At 56.4% G+C, this 18,279-nt stretch carries 15 protein-coding genes and 1 other annotated feature; of the genes, 11 read left to right on the top strand and 4 right to left on the bottom strand.

The window, feature by feature from the left end; genetic code table 11:
- Positions 1 to 57: 57 nt before the first annotated feature.
- The 4 genes from L6439_RS26440 to L6439_RS26425 all read left to right on the top strand — a co-directional run bounded on the left by L6439_RS26440 (position 58) and on the right by L6439_RS26425 (position 5,087).
- Positions 58 to 822 carry an ABC transporter permease gene (locus L6439_RS26440; protein WP_168179196.1) on the top strand — a complete coding sequence of 255 codons (765 nt, stop codon included), beginning with the start codon at positions 58 to 60 and terminating at the stop codon, positions 820 to 822.
- Positions 823 to 835: 13 nt separating this feature from the next.
- Positions 836 to 1,702 carry an ABC transporter ATP-binding protein gene (locus L6439_RS26435; protein ID WP_213469829.1) on the top strand — a complete coding sequence of 289 codons (867 nt, stop codon included), beginning with the start codon at positions 836 to 838 and terminating at the stop codon, positions 1,700 to 1,702.
- A 267-nt stretch (positions 1,703 to 1,969) separates the two neighbouring features.
- Positions 1,970 to 3,502, top strand: coding sequence for an MDR family MFS transporter (locus L6439_RS26430; protein ID WP_213469830.1), 1,533 nt, complete (start codon positions 1,970 to 1,972; stop codon positions 3,500 to 3,502).
- A gap of 754 nt (positions 3,503 to 4,256) precedes the next feature.
- Positions 4,257 to 5,087 (top strand): TatD family hydrolase, encoded by an 831-nt coding sequence (locus L6439_RS26425; RefSeq protein ID WP_213469831.1) that lies wholly within the window; start codon positions 4,257 to 4,259, stop codon positions 5,085 to 5,087.
- Between the two features lie 234 nt (positions 5,088 to 5,321).
- On the opposite strand, the gene L6439_RS26420 is transcribed toward L6439_RS26425, so the two are convergent.
- The gene (locus tag L6439_RS26420; RefSeq protein WP_168179200.1) at positions 5,322 to 6,656 is read right to left on the bottom strand and encodes a Na+/H+ antiporter family protein; all 1,335 of its coding nucleotides are present in this window, start codon (positions 6,654 to 6,656) and stop codon (positions 5,322 to 5,324) included.
- A 594-nt stretch (positions 6,657 to 7,250) separates the two neighbouring features.
- On the opposite strand from L6439_RS26420, the gene L6439_RS26415 reads away from it, so the two are divergent.
- The 7 genes from L6439_RS26415 to L6439_RS26385 all read left to right on the top strand — a co-directional run bounded on the left by L6439_RS26415 (position 7,251) and on the right by L6439_RS26385 (position 15,399).
- Positions 7,251 to 8,522 carry an MFS transporter gene (locus L6439_RS26415; protein ID WP_213469832.1) on the top strand — a complete coding sequence of 424 codons (1,272 nt, stop codon included), beginning with the start codon at positions 7,251 to 7,253 and terminating at the stop codon, positions 8,520 to 8,522.
- 104 nt (positions 8,523 to 8,626) lie between these two features.
- Positions 8,627 to 8,900: a binding site (T-box leader), on the top strand.
- A gap of 76 nt (positions 8,901 to 8,976) precedes the next feature.
- Complete coding sequence (gene ilvA, locus L6439_RS26410) at positions 8,977 to 10,242, top strand: threonine ammonia-lyase IlvA (RefSeq protein ID WP_213469833.1); 1,266 nt, start codon at positions 8,977 to 8,979, stop codon at positions 10,240 to 10,242.
- A gap of 107 nt (positions 10,243 to 10,349) precedes the next feature.
- Entirely contained in the window at positions 10,350 to 11,318 is a 969-nt protein-coding gene (locus L6439_RS26405; protein ID WP_168179202.1) for a coiled-coil domain-containing protein, read from the top strand.
- Positions 11,319 to 11,381: 63 nt separating this feature from the next.
- Complete coding sequence (locus L6439_RS26400; RefSeq protein ID WP_213469834.1) at positions 11,382 to 13,046, top strand: glutamine--tRNA ligase/YqeY domain fusion protein; 1,665 nt, start codon at positions 11,382 to 11,384, stop codon at positions 13,044 to 13,046.
- Positions 13,047 to 13,256: 210 nt separating this feature from the next.
- Positions 13,257 to 13,595: a DsrE family protein gene (locus L6439_RS26395; protein WP_006677092.1), complete on the top strand. Its 339-nt coding sequence runs from the start codon at positions 13,257 to 13,259 to the stop codon at positions 13,593 to 13,595.
- 491 nt (positions 13,596 to 14,086) lie between these two features.
- Complete coding sequence (locus tag L6439_RS26390) at positions 14,087 to 14,455, top strand: cytochrome-c oxidase (protein WP_213469835.1); 369 nt, start codon at positions 14,087 to 14,089, stop codon at positions 14,453 to 14,455.
- Between the two features lie 422 nt (positions 14,456 to 14,877).
- Positions 14,878 to 15,399: a hypothetical protein gene (locus L6439_RS26385; protein ID WP_213469836.1), complete on the top strand. Its 522-nt coding sequence runs from the start codon at positions 14,878 to 14,880 to the stop codon at positions 15,397 to 15,399.
- Here L6439_RS26385 and L6439_RS26380 read toward each other — a convergent pair.
- From L6439_RS26380 to L6439_RS26370, 3 genes are all read right to left on the bottom strand, one after another.
- On the bottom strand, positions 15,359 to 15,850 hold the full coding sequence (locus L6439_RS26380; protein WP_213469837.1) for a hypothetical protein: 492 nt from the start codon (positions 15,848 to 15,850) through the stop codon (positions 15,359 to 15,361). The genes L6439_RS26385 and L6439_RS26380 overlap by 41 nt on opposite strands.
- Positions 15,851 to 16,104: 254 nt before the next feature.
- Positions 16,105 to 17,343 carry an MFS transporter gene (locus L6439_RS26375; protein ID WP_213469838.1) on the bottom strand — a complete coding sequence of 413 codons (1,239 nt, stop codon included), beginning with the start codon at positions 17,341 to 17,343 and terminating at the stop codon, positions 16,105 to 16,107.
- Between the two features lie 207 nt (positions 17,344 to 17,550).
- A complete protein-coding gene (locus L6439_RS26370; RefSeq protein WP_213469839.1) occupies positions 17,551 to 18,279 on the bottom strand; it encodes a response regulator transcription factor in 729 nt (242 codons plus the stop codon).

The raw sequence follows: 18,279 nt of genomic DNA, 5'->3' as shown, positions 1-18,279 counted from the left end.
CATGAGGGGGACGAACCGCATAGCTGCGGCAGGAACGCGCAGGAAGGTGGCGGCGGGATGAAAAGACGGCTTGCAACGGCGGGACCGCCCGCGGCGGCCCTGCTGCTGTTCATCGTGGCATGGCAGATTGGGGTCATGCTGTTCGATGTGGAGAAATGGATGCTCCCGAGCCCGCTTGATATCGCGCGGGAAGCGGCGGCCAACGGCAGCGGCATTCTGCTGCATGCGCTGGCTACCCTGAAGCTGATGCTGGTCGGCTTCGGGACTGGAGCCGGAATCGGCCTCGCGCTGGCTTGTCTGCTCCATCCGCTCCCCTGGCTGAAGCGCGCGATCTATCCGCTCATTATATTGAGCCAAAACGTGCCGACGATCGCCCTGCTGCCGCTGCTGATGCTGTGGTTCGGCTTCGGCCTGCTGCCGAAGGTGATCGTCATTGCGCTCGTCTGCTTTTTCCCGGTCTGCGTCGCCGCCCTGGACGGTCTGACCCAGACGGATCGGACGATGCTTCATTATATGCGCATGACGGGGGCGACCCGGTCGCAGCTGTTCTGGAAGCTGGAGCTGCCGCATGCTCTGCCTTCCGTCTTCTCGGGCTTGAAGATTGCGGCCACCTATAGTGTGATGGGGGCGGTTATCGCGGAATGGCTCGGAACGGATCAGGGCATTGGCTATTATATGATGCTGCAAAAAGCGGCCTACCGGGTCGACCGGATGTTCCTCGGCATTGTCGTCATCATTCTGCTCAGTCTGGCGATGTTCGGAGCGATCCGCCTGCTGGAGCGGATAAGCATCCGTTGGCGGCCCGAGGAGAATGATAAATGAGGGGGGAACCGCAATGAAGGCAACGGCTTCGGCTCATCCAGCCGATTCGACGGGAGGGACCGCCTCCGAGGCCGCCGCGCCGCCGCCCGCTCTGGAGCTGGATCGGGTTAGCATGTCCTATCCTGCGGCGAACGGCCGCGGCGAAGGACGGCTGCCGGTGCTGGATCAGGTGTCGCTGCAGGTGAAGCAGGGGCAATTCGTCTCTATTATCGGCCCCTCCGGTTCCGGGAAGAGCACCTTGTTCCATCTGATCGGCGGCCTCCTGCGCCCGGATGGCGGCCATATCCGGATGAACGGGCAAGAGGCTGCTGGGCGGACAGGGCATGTCAGCTACATGCCACAGCAGCCGGCGCTCTTCCCGTGGCGGACGGTGGAGCAGAACGTCATGCTGGCGCAAGAGATCGGCGGCCGGCCGAAGAAAGAGGCCCGCGCGGAAGCGCGCCAATGGCTGGCGAAGATCGGCTTGTCCGGCTATGAGCGGGCATTTCCGCACGAGCTGTCCGGCGGCATGCAGCAGCGCGTCGCGTTCCTGCGCGCTCTGATGAGCCCGCAGGAGCTGATGCTGCTTGACGAGCCGTTCAGCGCGCTTGATGCCTTAACCCGCAGCGAGATGCAGCGCTGGCTTATCGGCCTGTGGGAACAGCATCGCCGCTCGGTGCTGTTCATTACCCACAGCATCGAAGAAGCATTGCTGCTCTCCGATACGATTTATGTATTGTCGAGCCGCCCTGCCCGCGTGCTGCGGGAGGTGGCTGTGCCGTTCCCGCGGCCGCGGCGTGACACGCTGACGGGGGAAGAAGCTTTCCTCCGCTTGAAGCGGGAGCTGGCCGGGTTGCTACGGGAGGCGCAGCGCCAGGAGACGGGCGAACTCGACAAATAAGGGCAGAGGGACGGCGAGAGCCGTCCCTTTTTGGCCGATGCAGGGAGAAGTCAGGGAGAAGCAGGCCCATTTTCCAGCGGCCGGAACCGATTTTCCGGCGGGTGAATTTCCATCTTTTATGGCAAATTCGGACGAATAACTTTTACTGGTAAATGGAAAGTTGACGCTATATAATAAGTTATCCCGGCTTCGGCTGCGAGGTCATTGCGGGTGAATCAGGACCGGCTTCCAGAGCTGGTCCGGTACATAGAAGGAGGGAAATGATTTATGGTGGCTCAAAAGAGCAACTTGGGCTTGGTGGTGGTCGCGCTGCTGCTCGGGATTCTGATGGCGGCGATGGACAATACGATCGTGGCGACAGCGATGCCGACGATCGTCGGCCAGTTGGGAGGCTTCGAGCTGTACGTCTGGGTCACCTCGGCGTATATGGTCGCGACCATGGCCGGCATGCCGATCTTCGGCAAGCTGTCCGATATGTACGGCCGCAAGCGGTTTTACATTTTCGGCCTGCTTGTCTTCCTGGCCGGCAGCATGCTGTGCGGGACGGCAGACAGCATCATGATGCTGGCGATTTACCGCGCCATCCAGGGGATTGGCGGCGGCGCCCTGATGCCTATCGCTTTTACGATTATTTATGATGTCTTTCCGCTAGAGCAGCGCGGGAAAATGACCGGCATGTTCGGAGCGGTCTTCGGGATTTCCAGCGTGGCAGGGCCGCTGCTCGGCGCCTATATTACCGAATATATCGGCTGGGAGTGGGTGTTCTACATCAACCTGCCTCTCGGCGTCGTGTCTTTGTGGCTGATTGTCCAGTTCTATCAGGAGAGTGCGGCGAAGTCGAAGCAGCGGATCGACTGGGGCGGCGCGGTCACGTTGGTGGTCGCCGTCGTCAGCCTGATGTTCGCGCTCGAGTTGGGCGGCAAGGAAGGATACGAATGGAATTCTTTGTTCATCATCGGGTTATTTGCTTCCTTCATCATCTTCCTTATCGCGTTCGTTCTGTTCGAGCTGAATGCGAAGGAGCCGATTATCTCCTTCGCTCTCTTCCGGAAGCGGCTGTTCGCCACCAGCCAAGGGGTCGCTTTCTTCTACGGCGTAACCTTCGTCATCGCGACGGTCTACATTCCGATGTTCGTGCAGGGCGTGTACGGCGGTTCGGCTACGAACAGCGGTCTCGTGCTGACACCGATGATGATCGGATCGGTCGTGACGAGCTCGATCGGCGGGATTCTGGCCGCGAAGACGAGCTTCCGCAAGCTCATGATCATCTCGGGCATCCTGTTCACGGCCGGCATCGTGTCGCTGAGCACGTTGTCCGTGGATACTCCCCGCGCGTTGGTCACCTTGTACATGGTGCTGACCGGACTCGGGGTCGGCTTCTCCTTCTCCTTGCTCGGCATGGCTTCCATGCACGGGATGAGCTACCATCAGCGCGGAACGGCGAACTCGACTTCATCCTTCTGCCGTTCGCTCGGCATGACGATCGGGATTACCGTCTTCGGATCGCTGCAATCTTCCTTGTTCAGCGGGCGGCTGAAGGAAATGATGCCAGGCGGAGCGATGCCGGCCGACATCATGCCCGAGGAGCTGCTGCGCGGCGGGGGCGGCGCCAACCTGCCGCCGGAGGTCAAGGAGAGCATGGCGGCGGCGTTGGCCGACTCCATCGGCGGCATCTTCACCTGGGCCTTGATTCCGGTCGGCCTGGCGCTCATCTGCATCGCCTTGATGGGCAAGGCGCGCATGATGGACGATGCCGCCGGCAAGGGCTCCGGCGCCAATTCGGAGGAAGCGGTGTCCTGATTAGGGACGCTGCGCTCCCTGAAGGGAAGCGCAGCGTCTTTGTTCATATCGGGAGCTCCGCCCCCATGATGTGCCAACCCGCGGCAATCCTGCAATTTTGCAGCATTATTTGTGAGCGGCGGGTGCGGCAATGGCATTCCTGCAAAATTACATGATTTTTCTAAGCTTCAGCTCAAAATGAGCTATAGAGGACGGAAATAATGCTGTTTTGCAGGAATTTCTTCATTTAGAGGTGTTTTCTCGGCGTAAAATCCTGCGTTTTTGCAGCATTGGCTAAGTGGAACGGCTTCACTCAGCCGGAACATAAAGGGGCGGGCTGCGTTACTCGAGGCGGCGGCCCCGCGGGACAGCCCCGTGCAGCCGCTAGGCAAGGCCGTCATGCAAGGGATCCCGCGCACGTTAGTCTGCGTGGCCCTGCGCAAGGCGTCCGCGCACGTCAGTCCGCGTGGCTCTGCGCAAGGCGTCCGCGTACGTCAGTCCGCGTGGCCTTGCGCAAGGAATCCGCGTACGTCAGTCCGCGTGGCTCTGCGCAAGGCGTCCGCGTACGTCAGTCCGCGTGGCCTTGCGCAAGGAATCCGCGTACGTCAGTCTGCGTGGCCCTGCGCAAGGCGTCCGCGCACGTCAGTCCGCGTGGCTCTGCGCAAGGCGTCCGCGCACGTCAGTCCGCGTGGCCTTGCGCAAGGAATCCGCGCACGGCAGCCCGTGCGGCCCTGCGCAAGGCATCCGATCCTATACGAAGAGGAGTGGTCCGACAATGGCAGAAAATCATACCGCCACAGGCCCGGAGCGGCTTCGATTTATGGATGCCCATATCCATCTCGACGGCTATGGGCAGGAGCAGCGGCCGCTCCTGGAGCAATCGCTGGAGGCGGAAGAACTGGACGGCCTCATCGCCGTATCGATGGACGCGGCCTCGTGCCGCGAGGTGCAGCGCTGGGCGGACCGGTATCCGGGGCGGGTTCACCCCGCGTACGGCTTCCATCCGGAGCAAGCGCTGCCTGCCGAGCCGGAGCGGAGCGCGCTCCTGGAATGGATGGATGAGCGGCGCGATGCCATGATCGCCATCGGCGAGGTGGGACTGCCTTATTACATGAGGCAGGAAACCGTCCGCGCGGAGGGCAGCGAGGCCGCCTTTCCCCGCGGCGCTTATCTGGAGCTGCTGGAGGCCTTCGTGCAGCGGGCCGCCGCGTGGGATAAGCCGATCGTGCTGCATGCGGTGTACGACGATGCGCCGCTCGTCATCGATCTGCTCGAGCGGTACAGCGTGCGGACGGCCCACTTCCATTGGTTCAAGGGAGACGCGAAGACGACGGAGCGGATGGCCGGGAACGGATACTACATCTCGTTCACGCCGGATCTCGCCTATGAAGCCGAGATCCGGGAGCTGGCGCTTCGCTACCCGGCTGACCGCGTCATGACGGAGACGGACGGGCCGTGGCCGTTCGAAGGGCCATTTGCGGGACAGGTCACGCTCCCGCTGATGGTGCGCGACGTCGCTGCTTCATGGGCCGCGCTTCAGCGGCTGGAGCTCCCCGAGGCAGCGGCGCTGCTGCGGGCCAACGCGAAGCGCTGCTATGGCGTGTAGCCCCCGGCGGCGCTAGCGGGGCTGCGCGGGAGCCTGCCTGCCAGATGTGTGCGCTGCGGAAGCTTGCCCTGCCCGTCCGGCCCTGCGTGGGCTCCGTGACAGGCGTCTGCGCCTGCGGGAGCGTGCGGAGCCGGAAGCTGCGCAGCCAGGAGCCCATGCAGTCAGGAGCCTGCTCTGCAGGGGCGGCATAGCCTGCTCCTCTGCGGAAGGGCCCAGCCTGGCCGCACGCAGGTTTTACAGCATCATGGCCGCGAGGAAGCCGAACAGCAGGAGGGGCACGTTATAGTGCAGGAAGGTCGGCACGCAGGTGTCCCATATATGATCATGCTGTCCGTCGGCGTTCAACCCTGCGGTCGGGCCCAGGGTGCTGTCCGAGGCCGGGGATCCGGCGTCCCCCAGCGCCGCAGCCGTGCCGATGAGCGCGACAGTCGCCAGCGGGCTGAAGCCAAGCTCCACGCAGAGCGGCACGAAGACGGTCGCGATCAGCGGAATCGTCGAGAACGACGACCCGATGCCGAGCGTGACGAGCAGGCCGATGGCGAGCATCAGGATGGCCGCCAGCGCCCGGTTGTCGCCGACCATGTGGACGGCCCCCTGGACGAGCGACTCGATATGCCCGGTCTCGCGCAGCACCGCGCCAAGGCCGGCCGCCGACATCATGACGAAGCCGATGTAGGCCATCGACCGCATGCCGTCGGAGAGGACGCGGTCGGCCCGGCCGAGCGGCATGACGCGCGAGAGCAGCAGCACGGCTAGTCCGGCGGCCGCGCCGTAAATCATGGAGCCCGTGCTTAATTGCACGGCAAGCATGGCCGCGATGGCGGCGATGCCTGCTCCGGCCGCGAAGCGGCTGCCGGAAGGGGAGCCCTCGTTGGCTGCGGCAGCCGGCTGGGGCTCGGCCCCTGCGGCATACCGCCGCGGCTTGCGGTAGCTGATCATCATGGCGAACAGCAGGCCCGCAATCATCCCGAGCGCCGGAAGCAGCATCGCCTTCGGCAGTTGGGAAGCGTCCACGGCCAGGCCGTTCTGCGTCATATTGCTCGCCACGATATCGTGGAAGATGGCGCCGAAGCCGACGGGCAGGAGCATGTATGGCGTAATCAGCCCGAATGTGAGCGCGCACGCGACGGCCCGCCGGTCCAGCCGCGCCGCATTGAACAGCATGAGGAGCGGCGGGATAAGCACGGGAATGAAGGCGATATGAACGGGCACCGCATTTTGCGACAGGCAGGCGATGCCGGCGATCGCGGCCAACACGCCGAACCGGATGGAGGCGCGAACCGGGCCGCCGTCCGAACGGCCCCGGACGAGCCGAACCGCGCGCCGCACCAGCCGTTCGGGCAGCCCGGTCTCGGCCAGGCCTGCGGCGAAAGCGCCAAGCAAAGCATAGCTGAGCGCAATGCCGGCGTTGTCCTTCAGCCCTTCGGAGAAGGCCGCGATCGTGTTCGAGATCGGCATCCCTCCGGCCCAGCCGCCGATGATGGCGGACACGAGCAGAGCGAGGACGACATGCACTCGCAGCAGGCTTAATCCGAATAATACCGCGAGAGAGAGTAGTACGGCATTCATGTAAAAGATCAACCTCACTTGATGATAATAATTAATTAAAACATTACCACGTTACCAGAGTAATGTATAACGTTTCTCTTCATCCATTTTATGACATACGGATCCCGATCTTGTTCCCTTCCCCTCTCTCTTCCTTAATATAGCGTGCTGCAAGCGGGATCAGCCGCAAGCAGCCCAGCGAAAAAGAGCAGAAAATGCAATCGATCCGTTCTGCTCGGTCCAGAGGCGGAGAAGCTCTCCAACCCGAGACGGAGCCTTGATTCATTTCCGGGACGCAGCGGAAGTTCCTGCTGGTTGCGGATGCAGGAATTCCCGCTTTTCCGGTACACTGAATTGTGGCTGAATGCTGTTCGGAATCGGCGCGGCCGCGTTAAGCCGCGGCACAGTATTGCTTCCTTCGGAATGCCTTGGAGAGAGTGGATCGCAGCGCTGATCCCGCATCCAACATCTACACAAAATTTTTGAAACAAAATGATTGCGAAAAGCGGTGATGATCCAGTAAACTAGTTGAGTTCAGAGAGAAGAAACCATGCAAGTTCAGAAAAATTCCAAAGCGGAACATCCGCATTGAGGATAGAGTGGGGGGAAATGTACATGAATTCTGCACCAACTGCCAAGAAAAATGACTCGGTATTCAGCCTCTTCCGGAACCGGTTCGTGCAAGCCATCATGATGGCGGGTTTGTTCATGCAGGTCGGCATCTGGATCCGCAACTTCGCCGTGCTGTTATTTGTCATGGAGATGACGAACGGGGATGCCTTTGCGGTCTCAATGATATCGGTAGCAGAGTTCGCTCCGATTTTCGTCTTTTCGTTCATCGGGGGGACCTTCGCCGACCGTTGGCGCCCGAAGCGCACCATGATATGGTGTGATATTTTAAGCGCCTTGTCCGTATTCGCCGTCTTGGTGACCATCCTGCTCGGATCGTGGCAGGCCGTCTTTTTCACCACCTTTATTTCGGCCATTCTGTCGCAATTCTCACAGCCTTCTTCCATGAAGCTGTTCAAGCAGCATGTTCCGGCCGAGATGATGCAGGCGGGAATGTCCATCTTCCAGACGATGGTAGCGCTGTTCATGGTGCTTGGCCCGGTCATCGGCACGATGATTTTCCAGCATTACGGCATTACGACATCGCTCGTTCTTACCGGCTTGGCCTTCGTGCTGTCGGCCATCTCGTTGACATTCCTTCCTGGCGATTCTCGGGAGGATACGAACCAAAAGGATTCCCGGGTATGGGATGAGCTTGGAGCCGGCTTGCGCTATGTGATGAGAAGCAAGCTGCTGAAGTCGCTTGGCGGCTGCTTCGCCTTCGCAGGGCTGGCGATCGGGATGATTCAGCCGATGGGGGCTTTCCTCGTGACGGAACGTCTTGGCCTGCCGAAGGAGAATTTGAGTTATCTGATGATGACGAACGGCGTGGCGATGATGATCGGCGGCGCCATCGCGATGGGCATATCGAAGCGGCTGCTGCCGCAGCATATGCTGGCAATCGGCTTGCTGTTCAGCAGTATCGGAATCTGGATGGCCGGCATGTCGACCCAGCTGTGGCTCACGCTTGTGGCGCAGTTCATCAGCGGCTTGATGCTGCCGTCGATTCAGATCGGAATCAACACGATGATTTTGCAAAATACGGAAGGGTCCTTCATCGGCCGGGTTAACGGTATCCTGACGCCGCTGTTCATGGGAGCGATGGTCATTATGATGTCGATCTCCGGATGGATCAAAAACTTGACTTCCATTACGACCATGTATGAGATCTCTGCGGTTCTATTCATCGTCGGCATTGCCGTGATGCTGCCGATTCTGCGGACGAAGAAGACGCCGGAGCCTGCGGAGCCGGTCCAATCCGCCGTAGGCCAGGAATAACCGCGATGTCCGCGTTTGAGGACAGTGAACAATTTATGACCGTGCCCATTGACATGAAGCCGGACGCATGTTCATAATAATAGGATACAATTCATGAACCGTTATTGGAATCGATGACGAGAACAAGTAAGCTGGGATGCAGTCCGCAGAGAGTCGACGGCCGGTGCGAGTCGATGTCTGGACCAGCTGAATATCCTCTCCGAGATGCCGCGCTGAACCGTATGCCGCCTGGCGGCGCTCAGTAAGCGCGGACGGCTCATCCGCCGTTACCCGGATGCGCGGCATTGCCGCGGCCAAGCGCCGCAGAAGCGGATTCGGCAAGCGAATCCGGTCTTTCGCGGAACAAGGGTGGTACCACGGTAAACTCTCGTCCCTTTTTTGGGACGAGTTTTTTTATTTTCCCGGCAATTGCCCAACACTAGACAGTATACCGACCGAAAGCGAGGAATGTGAGATGGAGACGACTCATCCTGCACCGGCCGTGACGATGGAGCATATCGTCCGTGCCCACCATGTGTTGAAGGAAGTCATTGTGCGCACGCCTTTGCAGCGCGACCCGATTTTATCCGCCCGATATCAATGCAATGTCTATTTGAAGCGGGAGGATTTGCAGATCGTCCGGTCATTCAAAATCCGGGGCGCCTACAATATGATTCGCCATCTGTCCGCCGAGGATTTGCAGAAGGGAATCGTGTGCGCGAGCGCGGGCAACCACGCCCAGGGAGTCGCTTATTCGTGCCAAGCGCTGCAGATCCAGGGCACGATCGTGATGCCAACCACGACGCCAAGCCAGAAGGTAACCCAGGTGAAGCGCTTCGGCGGATCGTTCGTCAAAGTCGTGCTGACGGGGGATACCTTCGATGATGCCCATGAAGCGGCCATGAACATTTGCGAAGAGAACGGCAGCACTTTCATTCATCCTTTCGATGATCCTTATATCGTCGCAGGCAGCGGCACGGTAGGCATGGAGATTATGGAGTCGCTTGACGTGCCGGCGGACTATGTCTTCGTGACGATTGGCGGCGGCGGCTTGGCGGCCGGCGTAGGCACATACGTGAAGACGGTGAGTCCGTCCACCCGGGTGATTGGCGTGGAGCCGGAAGGGGCCGCCTCGATGACCGCGGCGCTGGAACGTCAAGGAGTGCTCACGCTGGAGACGATCGACAAGTTCGTCGACGGCGCCGCCGTGAAGCGGGTAGGGCAGCTTCCTTACGAGATCTGCTCTCAGGTGCTTGATGATGTCATCCTCGTGCCGGAAGGCAAAGCCTGCACGACCATCCTGCAGCTCTACAACGAGAGTGCGATTGTCGTGGAGCCGGCCGGATCGCTGCCTGTCGCGGCGCTCGATCTGTACCGGGATCAGATTCGCGGCCAAAATGTCGTCTGCGTCATCAGCGGCGGCAACAACGATATTGACCGGATGCAGGAGATTAAGGAACGGTCGCTCATTTATGAAGGCTTGAAGCATTACTTCATCGTGAACTTCCCGCAGCGTGCGGGGGCTCTGCGCGAATTCCTGGAGGATGTCCTCGGACCGAATGATGACATTACCCGGTTCGAATATAACAAGAAGCATAATAAGGATGACGGCTTCGCCCTGGTCGGCATCGAGCTGGAGCATACCGAGGATTATAAGCCGCTCATTGAACGGATGAAGAAGCGGGGCATCCAGTACGTGGAAGTGAACAAGAACGCGACGCTGTATAATATGCTGGTGTAATCATGCTGCCTTTTGCCCCTGCCCCTCCCTTGCGGACTTCGGACGCATCCCGGGAGGCGTTCATCTCGTATAAATAGGTAAGGAATGCGGGAAAAGGGGGAGATGACATGCGGACATGGCATGAGCTGCAGCAGCGCATCGAGCGGGCACGGCTGAATGGAAGGCTTCAAGACAAGTATGAGACGCGCCTGCAGGAAGCCGAACGGGAGCGGCAGCGGCGCAAGGCGGAGCTGGAGCGGCTGGAAAAGTGGTGGCGCGAGGAAGAACAGGATGTCGAACGGCTGCGGTCCTGGTCGATGGCGAACTTCTTCTTCACGCTGATTGGACAGAAGGAGCGCAAGCTTGAACGGGAAGAGGAAGAGGCGCTTCGCGCCAAAGAACAATACGAACTGGCGCAGGATGCTTACCGCCAGGCCGAGGCCGATGCGGCGGACTGGCGCCGCCAGTTGATCGGCGTCAGCGGGGCCGAGGAGGAGCTGCGGCGGGCCATCGAGGAGAAGGAGCGTCTGCTTCGCGCCTGCGACCGGACCATGGCAGCCCAGCTGGATGCGCTCATCTCCGGGCGGGCCCGGCTGCAGACGGAGAAGCGCGAGCTGGACGAGGCCATCCAGGCGGGACGCGACGCGCTGCGCGCTCTGAAGCGGGCCGAAGAGCAGTTCCGTTCCGCCCGCAATTGGGGAACGTATGATATGCTCGGCGGCGGCACGATTGCGACCTACCTGAAGCATAACCGCTATGACGACGCCAAGGCCGAGCTGAGCCAGGCCAATCATCGGCTGCGCCGCTTCGGCCGGGAGCTGGAAGACGTGCAGAAGCTGCGGCAGACGGCACAGGCCGTCGATATCGGTGCGGGGCTTACCTTCGCAGATTATGTGTTCGACGGGTTCCTGACCGATTGGATGGTGCAGGGCCGGATTAACCGTTCGCTCGAACGGGTGGAAGAGGCGGTCCGGCACGTTGAGGCGACGATTCGGCGCCTGGAGGAGGAAGCCGCGGGCGCAGAACGGCAGCAGGCCGCCTCGGAACGGGAGTATGCCTCGCTGATCGAGAATTGGTTCCCGGCCGATCAGAGTTGAAGTCCCCCCATGATATGGGTATATTAATAGACAAAGCGCTAGACAGAGAAAGGTTGATTGCTGGTGGAGAACCCCAATGCTACATCGAATTTTATTCGCAATATTATTGTGAATGATCTGGAAGAAGGCCGGGTAGACAAAATCGTGACCCGGTTCCCGCCCGAGCCGAACGGATATTTGCATATCGGGCATGCGAAGTCGATTTGCCTGAATTTCGAGTTGGCCCGAGAGTTCAAGGGCCGCGCGCATCTTCGCTTCGATGACACGAATCCGCTCAAGGAGGATACGGAATTCGTCGAATCGATTAAGGAGGATGTCCGCTGGCTCGGCTTCGATTGGGATGGGCTCTATTTTGCCTCCGATTATTTTGACGAGATGTATAAGCGCGCGGTCCTGCTCATCAAGAAGGGCAAAGCTTTCGTCTGCGACCTGAACGCCGACGAGATACGGGAGATGCGAGGCACGCTGACCGAACCGGGCAAGAACAGCCCGTACCGCGATCGCTCGATCGAGGAGAATCTGGATTTATTCGAACGGATGAAGAACGGCGAATTCCAAAATGGGGAGAAGGTGCTGCGCGCCAAGATTGACATGGCCTCCCCGAATATCAACCTCCGCGATCCGGTTATCTACCGCATTGCGCATGCGACGCATCATAACACCGGCAACCAATGGTGCATTTATCCGATGTACGCGTTCGCCCATCCGCTGGAGGATGCGATCGAAGGCATTACCCATTCCATCTGCACGCTCGAATTCGAGGATCAGCGTCCGCTGTATGACTGGGTCGTGCAGGAATGCGAGATGGAGGCCACGCCGCATCAATATGAATTCGCGCGCCTTAATATGACGAATACGGTCATGAGCAAGCGGAAGCTGAAGCTGCTCGTGGACGAGGGGATCGTGGACGGCTGGGACGACCCGCGGATGCCGACCATTTCCGGCTTGCGCCGCCGCGGCTTCACGCCGGAATCGATTCGGACGTTCTGCCGGGAGATCGGCGTGACGAAAGGGAACAGCACCGTCGATTCCAAGTATCTCGATCATTTTATCCGGGAAGATTTGAAGCTGAAGGCGCCGCGCACGATGGGCGTGCTCAAGCCGCTGAAGGTCGTTATTACGAACTACCCGGAAGGCCAGATCGAATGGCTGGATGCGGAAGTTAACCCGGAGAATCCGGAGATGGGGATCCGCCAAATTCCGTTCTCGGGCGAGATTTACATCGAGCAGGACGACTTCATGGAGAATCCGCCAAGCAAATATTTCCGTCTGTTCCCTGGCAATGAAGTCCGCTTGAAGCATGCATACTTCATCAAGTGCAACGAAGTGATCAAGGACAGCGAGGGCCAGGTGATCGAGGTGCGCTGCACGTATGATCCGGAGACGAAGAGCGGCAGCGGCTTCACCGGCCGCAAGGTCAAGGGAACGATTCACTGGGTCGAGGCTTCCCAGGCGGTTCCGGCGGAATTCCGGCTATATGAGCCGCTCATTCTCGACGAGACGGAGAATGAAGGCGACACGACATTCCTCGATCGGGTCAACCCGTCTTCCCTGGTCGTGGAGCAGGGCTTCGTGGAGCCGAATATGAAGGATGTCGCAGGCCATGACAAGTATCAATTTTTCCGCCACGGCTATTTCAATGCGGATCCGAAATATACGAATAACGGACGTATCGTCTTCAATCTTATCGTGTCGTTGAAAAGCTCTTTCGAGCTGCCGAAGAAGTAACTTCGAACGGGATGAGCCTCCTAAGAGTCGAGTCGGACTGCTGATGCAGTGACTCGAGCCGCTGGGGGAGATTCGGGCTGCTGATACAGTGACTCTGTACTTCCAAGTCAGGATGGGAACTGCTGAGGCAGGCCCCGGAACCGCGCAACTCGCTGCGGAAGCGACAGGCGGTGGAGTCGAAGGATACACGCTGAAGAAAGGGTGGCTGTCATGAAAAACAAAGTCATTCTATTGACGTCGGATCGCATCGGCGCCGAAGAGAACGGGCTGGGCCCGTCTGTGCTGGAGACCTTCCTGACGCTGCTGAAGCAGCAGGAAGAGCTTCCGGCCGCGATATTTTGCATGAATCGGGGGGTGCTGGCGCTGACCTCCAAGTCCATGGCCTCGCTGCAGCTGGCCGATCTGGCCAAGGCGGGCGTGCCGGTGCTCGCCTGCAAGACATGCGTAGATCATTACGGCATCGCGGACGAACTGGAGGCGGGCGAGATTTCAAGCATGGGCGAGTTCGTCCAGTTGGCCTCCCGGTATGAAGTGCTGACGTTAGGCTAATTTTGCCGCGAGCATCGTTATGCTGGGCCAGACATGAATAGCGCGAAGCGGCTGCACTGTGCAACGTACTGCTGGTTGCAGTCGTTGCTTGAACCGGGTTCCTGAGGGACCCGGTTTTTGCCGTTGGGGTGAAGCGCTCCATGCAACGGGTGGGGGATAGGGCAGCTCCTTCCTCCGTTATCTGGTATTTAATCTCATTATTAGTTAATAAGGTTGATGGTTAACAGCACTAATCCTGCAAATATGCAGCTTTGCTTCCCTTGAGGGAGGGCCATTCCGGACCATTCCTGCAAAACCGCATCATTTTCCTCATATTATCCCTATTGGAAGCTGGAACGGACGAAATTGATGTATGAATGCAGCAATTCCCCTTCCAACGAGCGAAAACCGGCAAAAATCCTGCACTCTTGCAGGATTGATCCGACGCTCGTCATAACCAAGTCCCGCCGTTCATATGTATAACCAATTTGATGCAGGATGGGGGGAATTGGATGACGGTCGGTGTCCGCTTCATTAAGGCAGCGGCATTTTACTTTGTGGCGGGGGTATTGGCCGGATTGATCGCCGGAGCGACCAATCAGTTCCAATATACGTCGCTGCATGCGCACCTGAATCTGCTGGGCTGGGTGTCGCTGGCGATCAGCGGATTGATTTATGCGCGCTTCCCGCAAGCCGGCGACAGCACGCTCGGGACGGTGCATTTTTGGCTTCACAATATCGGCCTGCCGATTTTTCTGGCCGGCCTGGCCATGGCGGCCAATGGCGTAGACGCCGCGACGGCCTTGCTGATCGGCGGGGGAATCATTTCCGTGCTGGGGGTCCTGGCGTTTGCAATCAATGTATGGAAAAATGTCAGATAGCCTCCAAGGCGAAAAGTTGGTTGAATGGCCGATGTACGTGCGTGAAAATGGGCCCGTGTCCCTCTCTCCATCTTTCGAATAAGCTGATGCCTAACTGAATCCGGACTGCATCTCTATAGGAGATACAGTCTCGTACCCCGCCCCATTTACTGCTGTATTCCTAGGCTGTATGGGGCTTTGTCTTGTCTTGGAGACTCGCCTCCGTACAACGGCCCCGCCCTGAGTTCGTGCTTCTCAAAGGTTGGATTTTTGCGCGGGCTTCCTTCAGATCACAGCTCGCGGCCGGACTATTTCTCCAAATCCGGGATTTTTCATATATGTGCTTCCACCCCTTCCTGACAATCCGATTTTGAGGTTCTTTAATTTAGATTTTCTGGTAAAGTATATGTAATGTACATTTGCCATTAAACAGGAGGGATAGAGTGGAAAAAAAACATCGCCCCGTTCTTTCTGCGATTGTGCTTGTCATTGCCCTTATTAATCTAGGGATATACGGTTATCCCTACTTTTATGATTATGTTCTGAATGCGAAATCCTTTTCATTCCAGGATGTACTTCAAGAACATTTGAAAGAAGAAGAAATCAAATCGATTTCAATAAGGAAAACCGAAGACGATACGAAAAAAGAATCGGGATTTGTTTTTTTAAAAGACGAACAGGAAATAAAATTATTCATAACATCTCTTTCTGAAATACAAGTAAGGGGTATCCATTCCTCCAAATCATGGGATACAATGTACCAGATTTTTATTGACGGCGAAATAAATGGAGTAACAAAGATCATAAGGTCTCTCAGAATTTCAAAAAATGGAACGATTGCAATAAGCAAATCTTATGAACCCGAGAAATTTTACACCATTTCAGATGAATCCGTACACGATACATTAAAGTTTCTTGAGCAAACTATCCAGAAAAAGTTGCAAGATAAAGAAAACAAGGGTTAGCGTGGTCAGTATTCCAGCCGCCTCCACGATTACGAACCCCGGTGATGTAGCCATCTCCAATAACAAATCGAGTAGTCCCATCAACATTGCGATACTCTAAAAACGGAAGTTTCGCTTTAAGCGCATCATATTCTTGATTTTGAATCAGATAACGTTGGAGTGTACCCAGATAGTTGATTCCATTTTGAAGATGTACCCTAAGGCGCTCTTTTTCATTTGGCAGCAACGATGTGAACAAACCTACCAGACCTGTCGCCAATCCCCATTCGGAATGCTTGGAGAAGGCAGTGATGAGCCCTACTACTGTGGCAGCATTACCCAAATACCTTGCCCAATCTGACACATCAAGACGTCTCTCGACATTATCAAGGATAATCTGCTGCGCTTCCTGGAGATCTGAAATCGTCCGCAGATTCAATTCAACTTCTTGTACATATTCTCTGGCATCCATTGTTACATTCCTCCTCAATTGTGAACCGAGAAATTTATTTCCATCGCGATGAATTTTCCCTGCTCACTATATAGGGAGATGGCTCTTAGAAATTTACAACCTAACGGAGATAAAAAAAGAGGTTGTCCGTCATTTTTACGAACACCTCTGTTCAGGTCATTCCTTAATTTGTATCCAGCTTTTCTCTTGCAGTAGGCCGTTCTTTATTGTCCCTTCAGGATGATTCGGCATCATGTATGAAGATTACGGCTTTCTTACTTCGAGGGAGCTTCTGCATTCGGTCTATTGTCTTCCTTGATAAAGAGCACGGAAATGGTGCCGATAACGAGAAGGAATCCGGCAAAATAGAATCCGGCGTTCAGCGATCCGGTTGCGTCGGTAAGGAATCCGGTAATATAAGGCGCCAAAATGGAGCCGCACATACCGATGAAGTTGTAGAGACCAAATGCGGTGCTTAAGGCATGCTTCGGCGCGTTATCGGCAACAACGGCTACAAGGACCGGGTTGGTGCTGATTTTTCCGAAAATCCCGTAACCGATCAAGGCCATGTATAAAACCCACATATTATCGAAGGCGACAATGGAAATAATCGCGATTATGGAAAGAGGCAGCATCACTAACAATACGGGACGGCGCGTACCCATTTTATCCGCTATCCAACTGAACAAGAGGGAACCGGGAATGGCCGCCCAGGGGACGAGCGAAGAGACCACGGCGACTTCGGTGCCTTCAATGCCGCGGGCATGCTGCAAATAATACGGGATCCAGGTGACAACGACGAAAAAGGCATAGATTGCGCAAAAAATCGTAATGTACGCAAAAATCAGGTTTTTGCTAAATAGTTCTTTCAGTTTCAGCTTTTGAGGGGCTTTTTCATCGGTTCCTTGTTCTTTTGCTTTTGGTTTGTCTTTAATCACGATCCACATCGCGATGCCGGCCAGAACGACAGGAACGGCAATAATGTAGAAGGGCGCCCTCCAACTCATTCCCAGCGTGCCGACCGTGTAGCTGGAAATGAAGTAGCCGAGGGAAAGCCCGAAGGCCATCCCGCTATTAATAATTGCGCTGCCTACGGTAATATGTTTTTTGGGAATCGCTTCGGATGATAATCCGTACTGAGGCCCGTAGTAAAAGCCTTGAAATATGCCGACAAGGAGCCAGGTTGTCATGAAAAGCGCGAAGGTGGGCATCATGCCGGTTACGGCCGCGAAGATCCCGAAGAGAATCACGCCGGGAACAAGCACTTTTTTCTTGCCGATTTTATCGCCCAGGATTCCGGACGGCACGTTGAGTCCTGCGTAACCAATGAAGAAAATGCTGCTGATTAAGCCTAATTGAGAAGCCGATAAGCCAAATTCCGCTTGGATATTGTCCATGACCGGATTGAGCACGGAGCGGGTGGCGTAAATGGAAATCCAGCCTAGAAAGAAAACAATGGTGATTTTGACCCAGTAGGGAACCAGGCCCTTTGGTGCGGCATCGTGATTGTCCATCTTGATTTCCTCCTGAATGTAGATTTGTCCTCTCTCGGTGACCGTTCAATAAAACTATAAGCGAAGCGGCATAACAGACGAATAAAAATGAAAGTGCTTTCATTGCATAAACATTAAAAATGCGATAGAAAACATAAAATGCGAGGGGGGAAAATGCTCCGCAACAAAAAAATCCCGCATTGCCAAAATTGCAATACGGGAAAATCGTTAGAAATTCGTCTGGGCAGGAATCGGAATGCTTTTCAGCATATATCCAATCCCGGAATACGTGACGATATATTCTTCTTTTTGGGGTAACAGATTTTTTAATTTGCGCCGGATTCTTGCGATACTTACGCGCAAATATTCCACCTCGTCCCGATACTGCGCTCCCCATACCTCGGATAACAAGGTCTCATGCTGCACGACTTTATCTAAATGGAGCGATAAGATTTCCATTACGGAATATTCCGTGTGCGTAAGGTTAAGCTCTTCGTTCTGAATCCAGCATCTTCTGCTGCCCAGGTCGATGATGAGTTCTCCGGTGCGAATGATCGGCGTATTCACCATATGGGCCTTGGCGCCATTATATTGGCTTCTTCTCAACACGGCGTTCACTCTGACGAACAGTTCATCCAATGAAAACGGCTTTGTTAAATAATCATCCGCGCCAAAATTCAATCCCTGCACTTTATCTTGGGCATTGCCTCTTGCCGTCAGCATAATGACAGGGACATTCGAGAATTTGCGTATTTTTTCCAACACCTGGAACCCGTCTTGTCCCGGCATCATTATATCAAGCAAAATTAGATCAGGCGAGACGCGATCGAAATTGGCAAACAGCTCTTCCCCTGAGCCTGCTGTTGTTACTTCATATCCGATGGATTTGAGGTTTGCGGCCACAAAGCGCAAAATTTTGGGTTCATCATCGACAATGCAAATCTTTTGCTTTTTCAT

The sequence above is a fragment of the Paenibacillus dendritiformis genome (assembly GCF_021654795.1).
Taxonomy (GTDB): Bacteria; Bacillota; Bacilli; order Paenibacillales; family Paenibacillaceae; genus Paenibacillus_B.
Note: the sequence above shows the minus strand (reverse complement) of the source record. Positions and strands in the feature narration are given on the sequence as shown.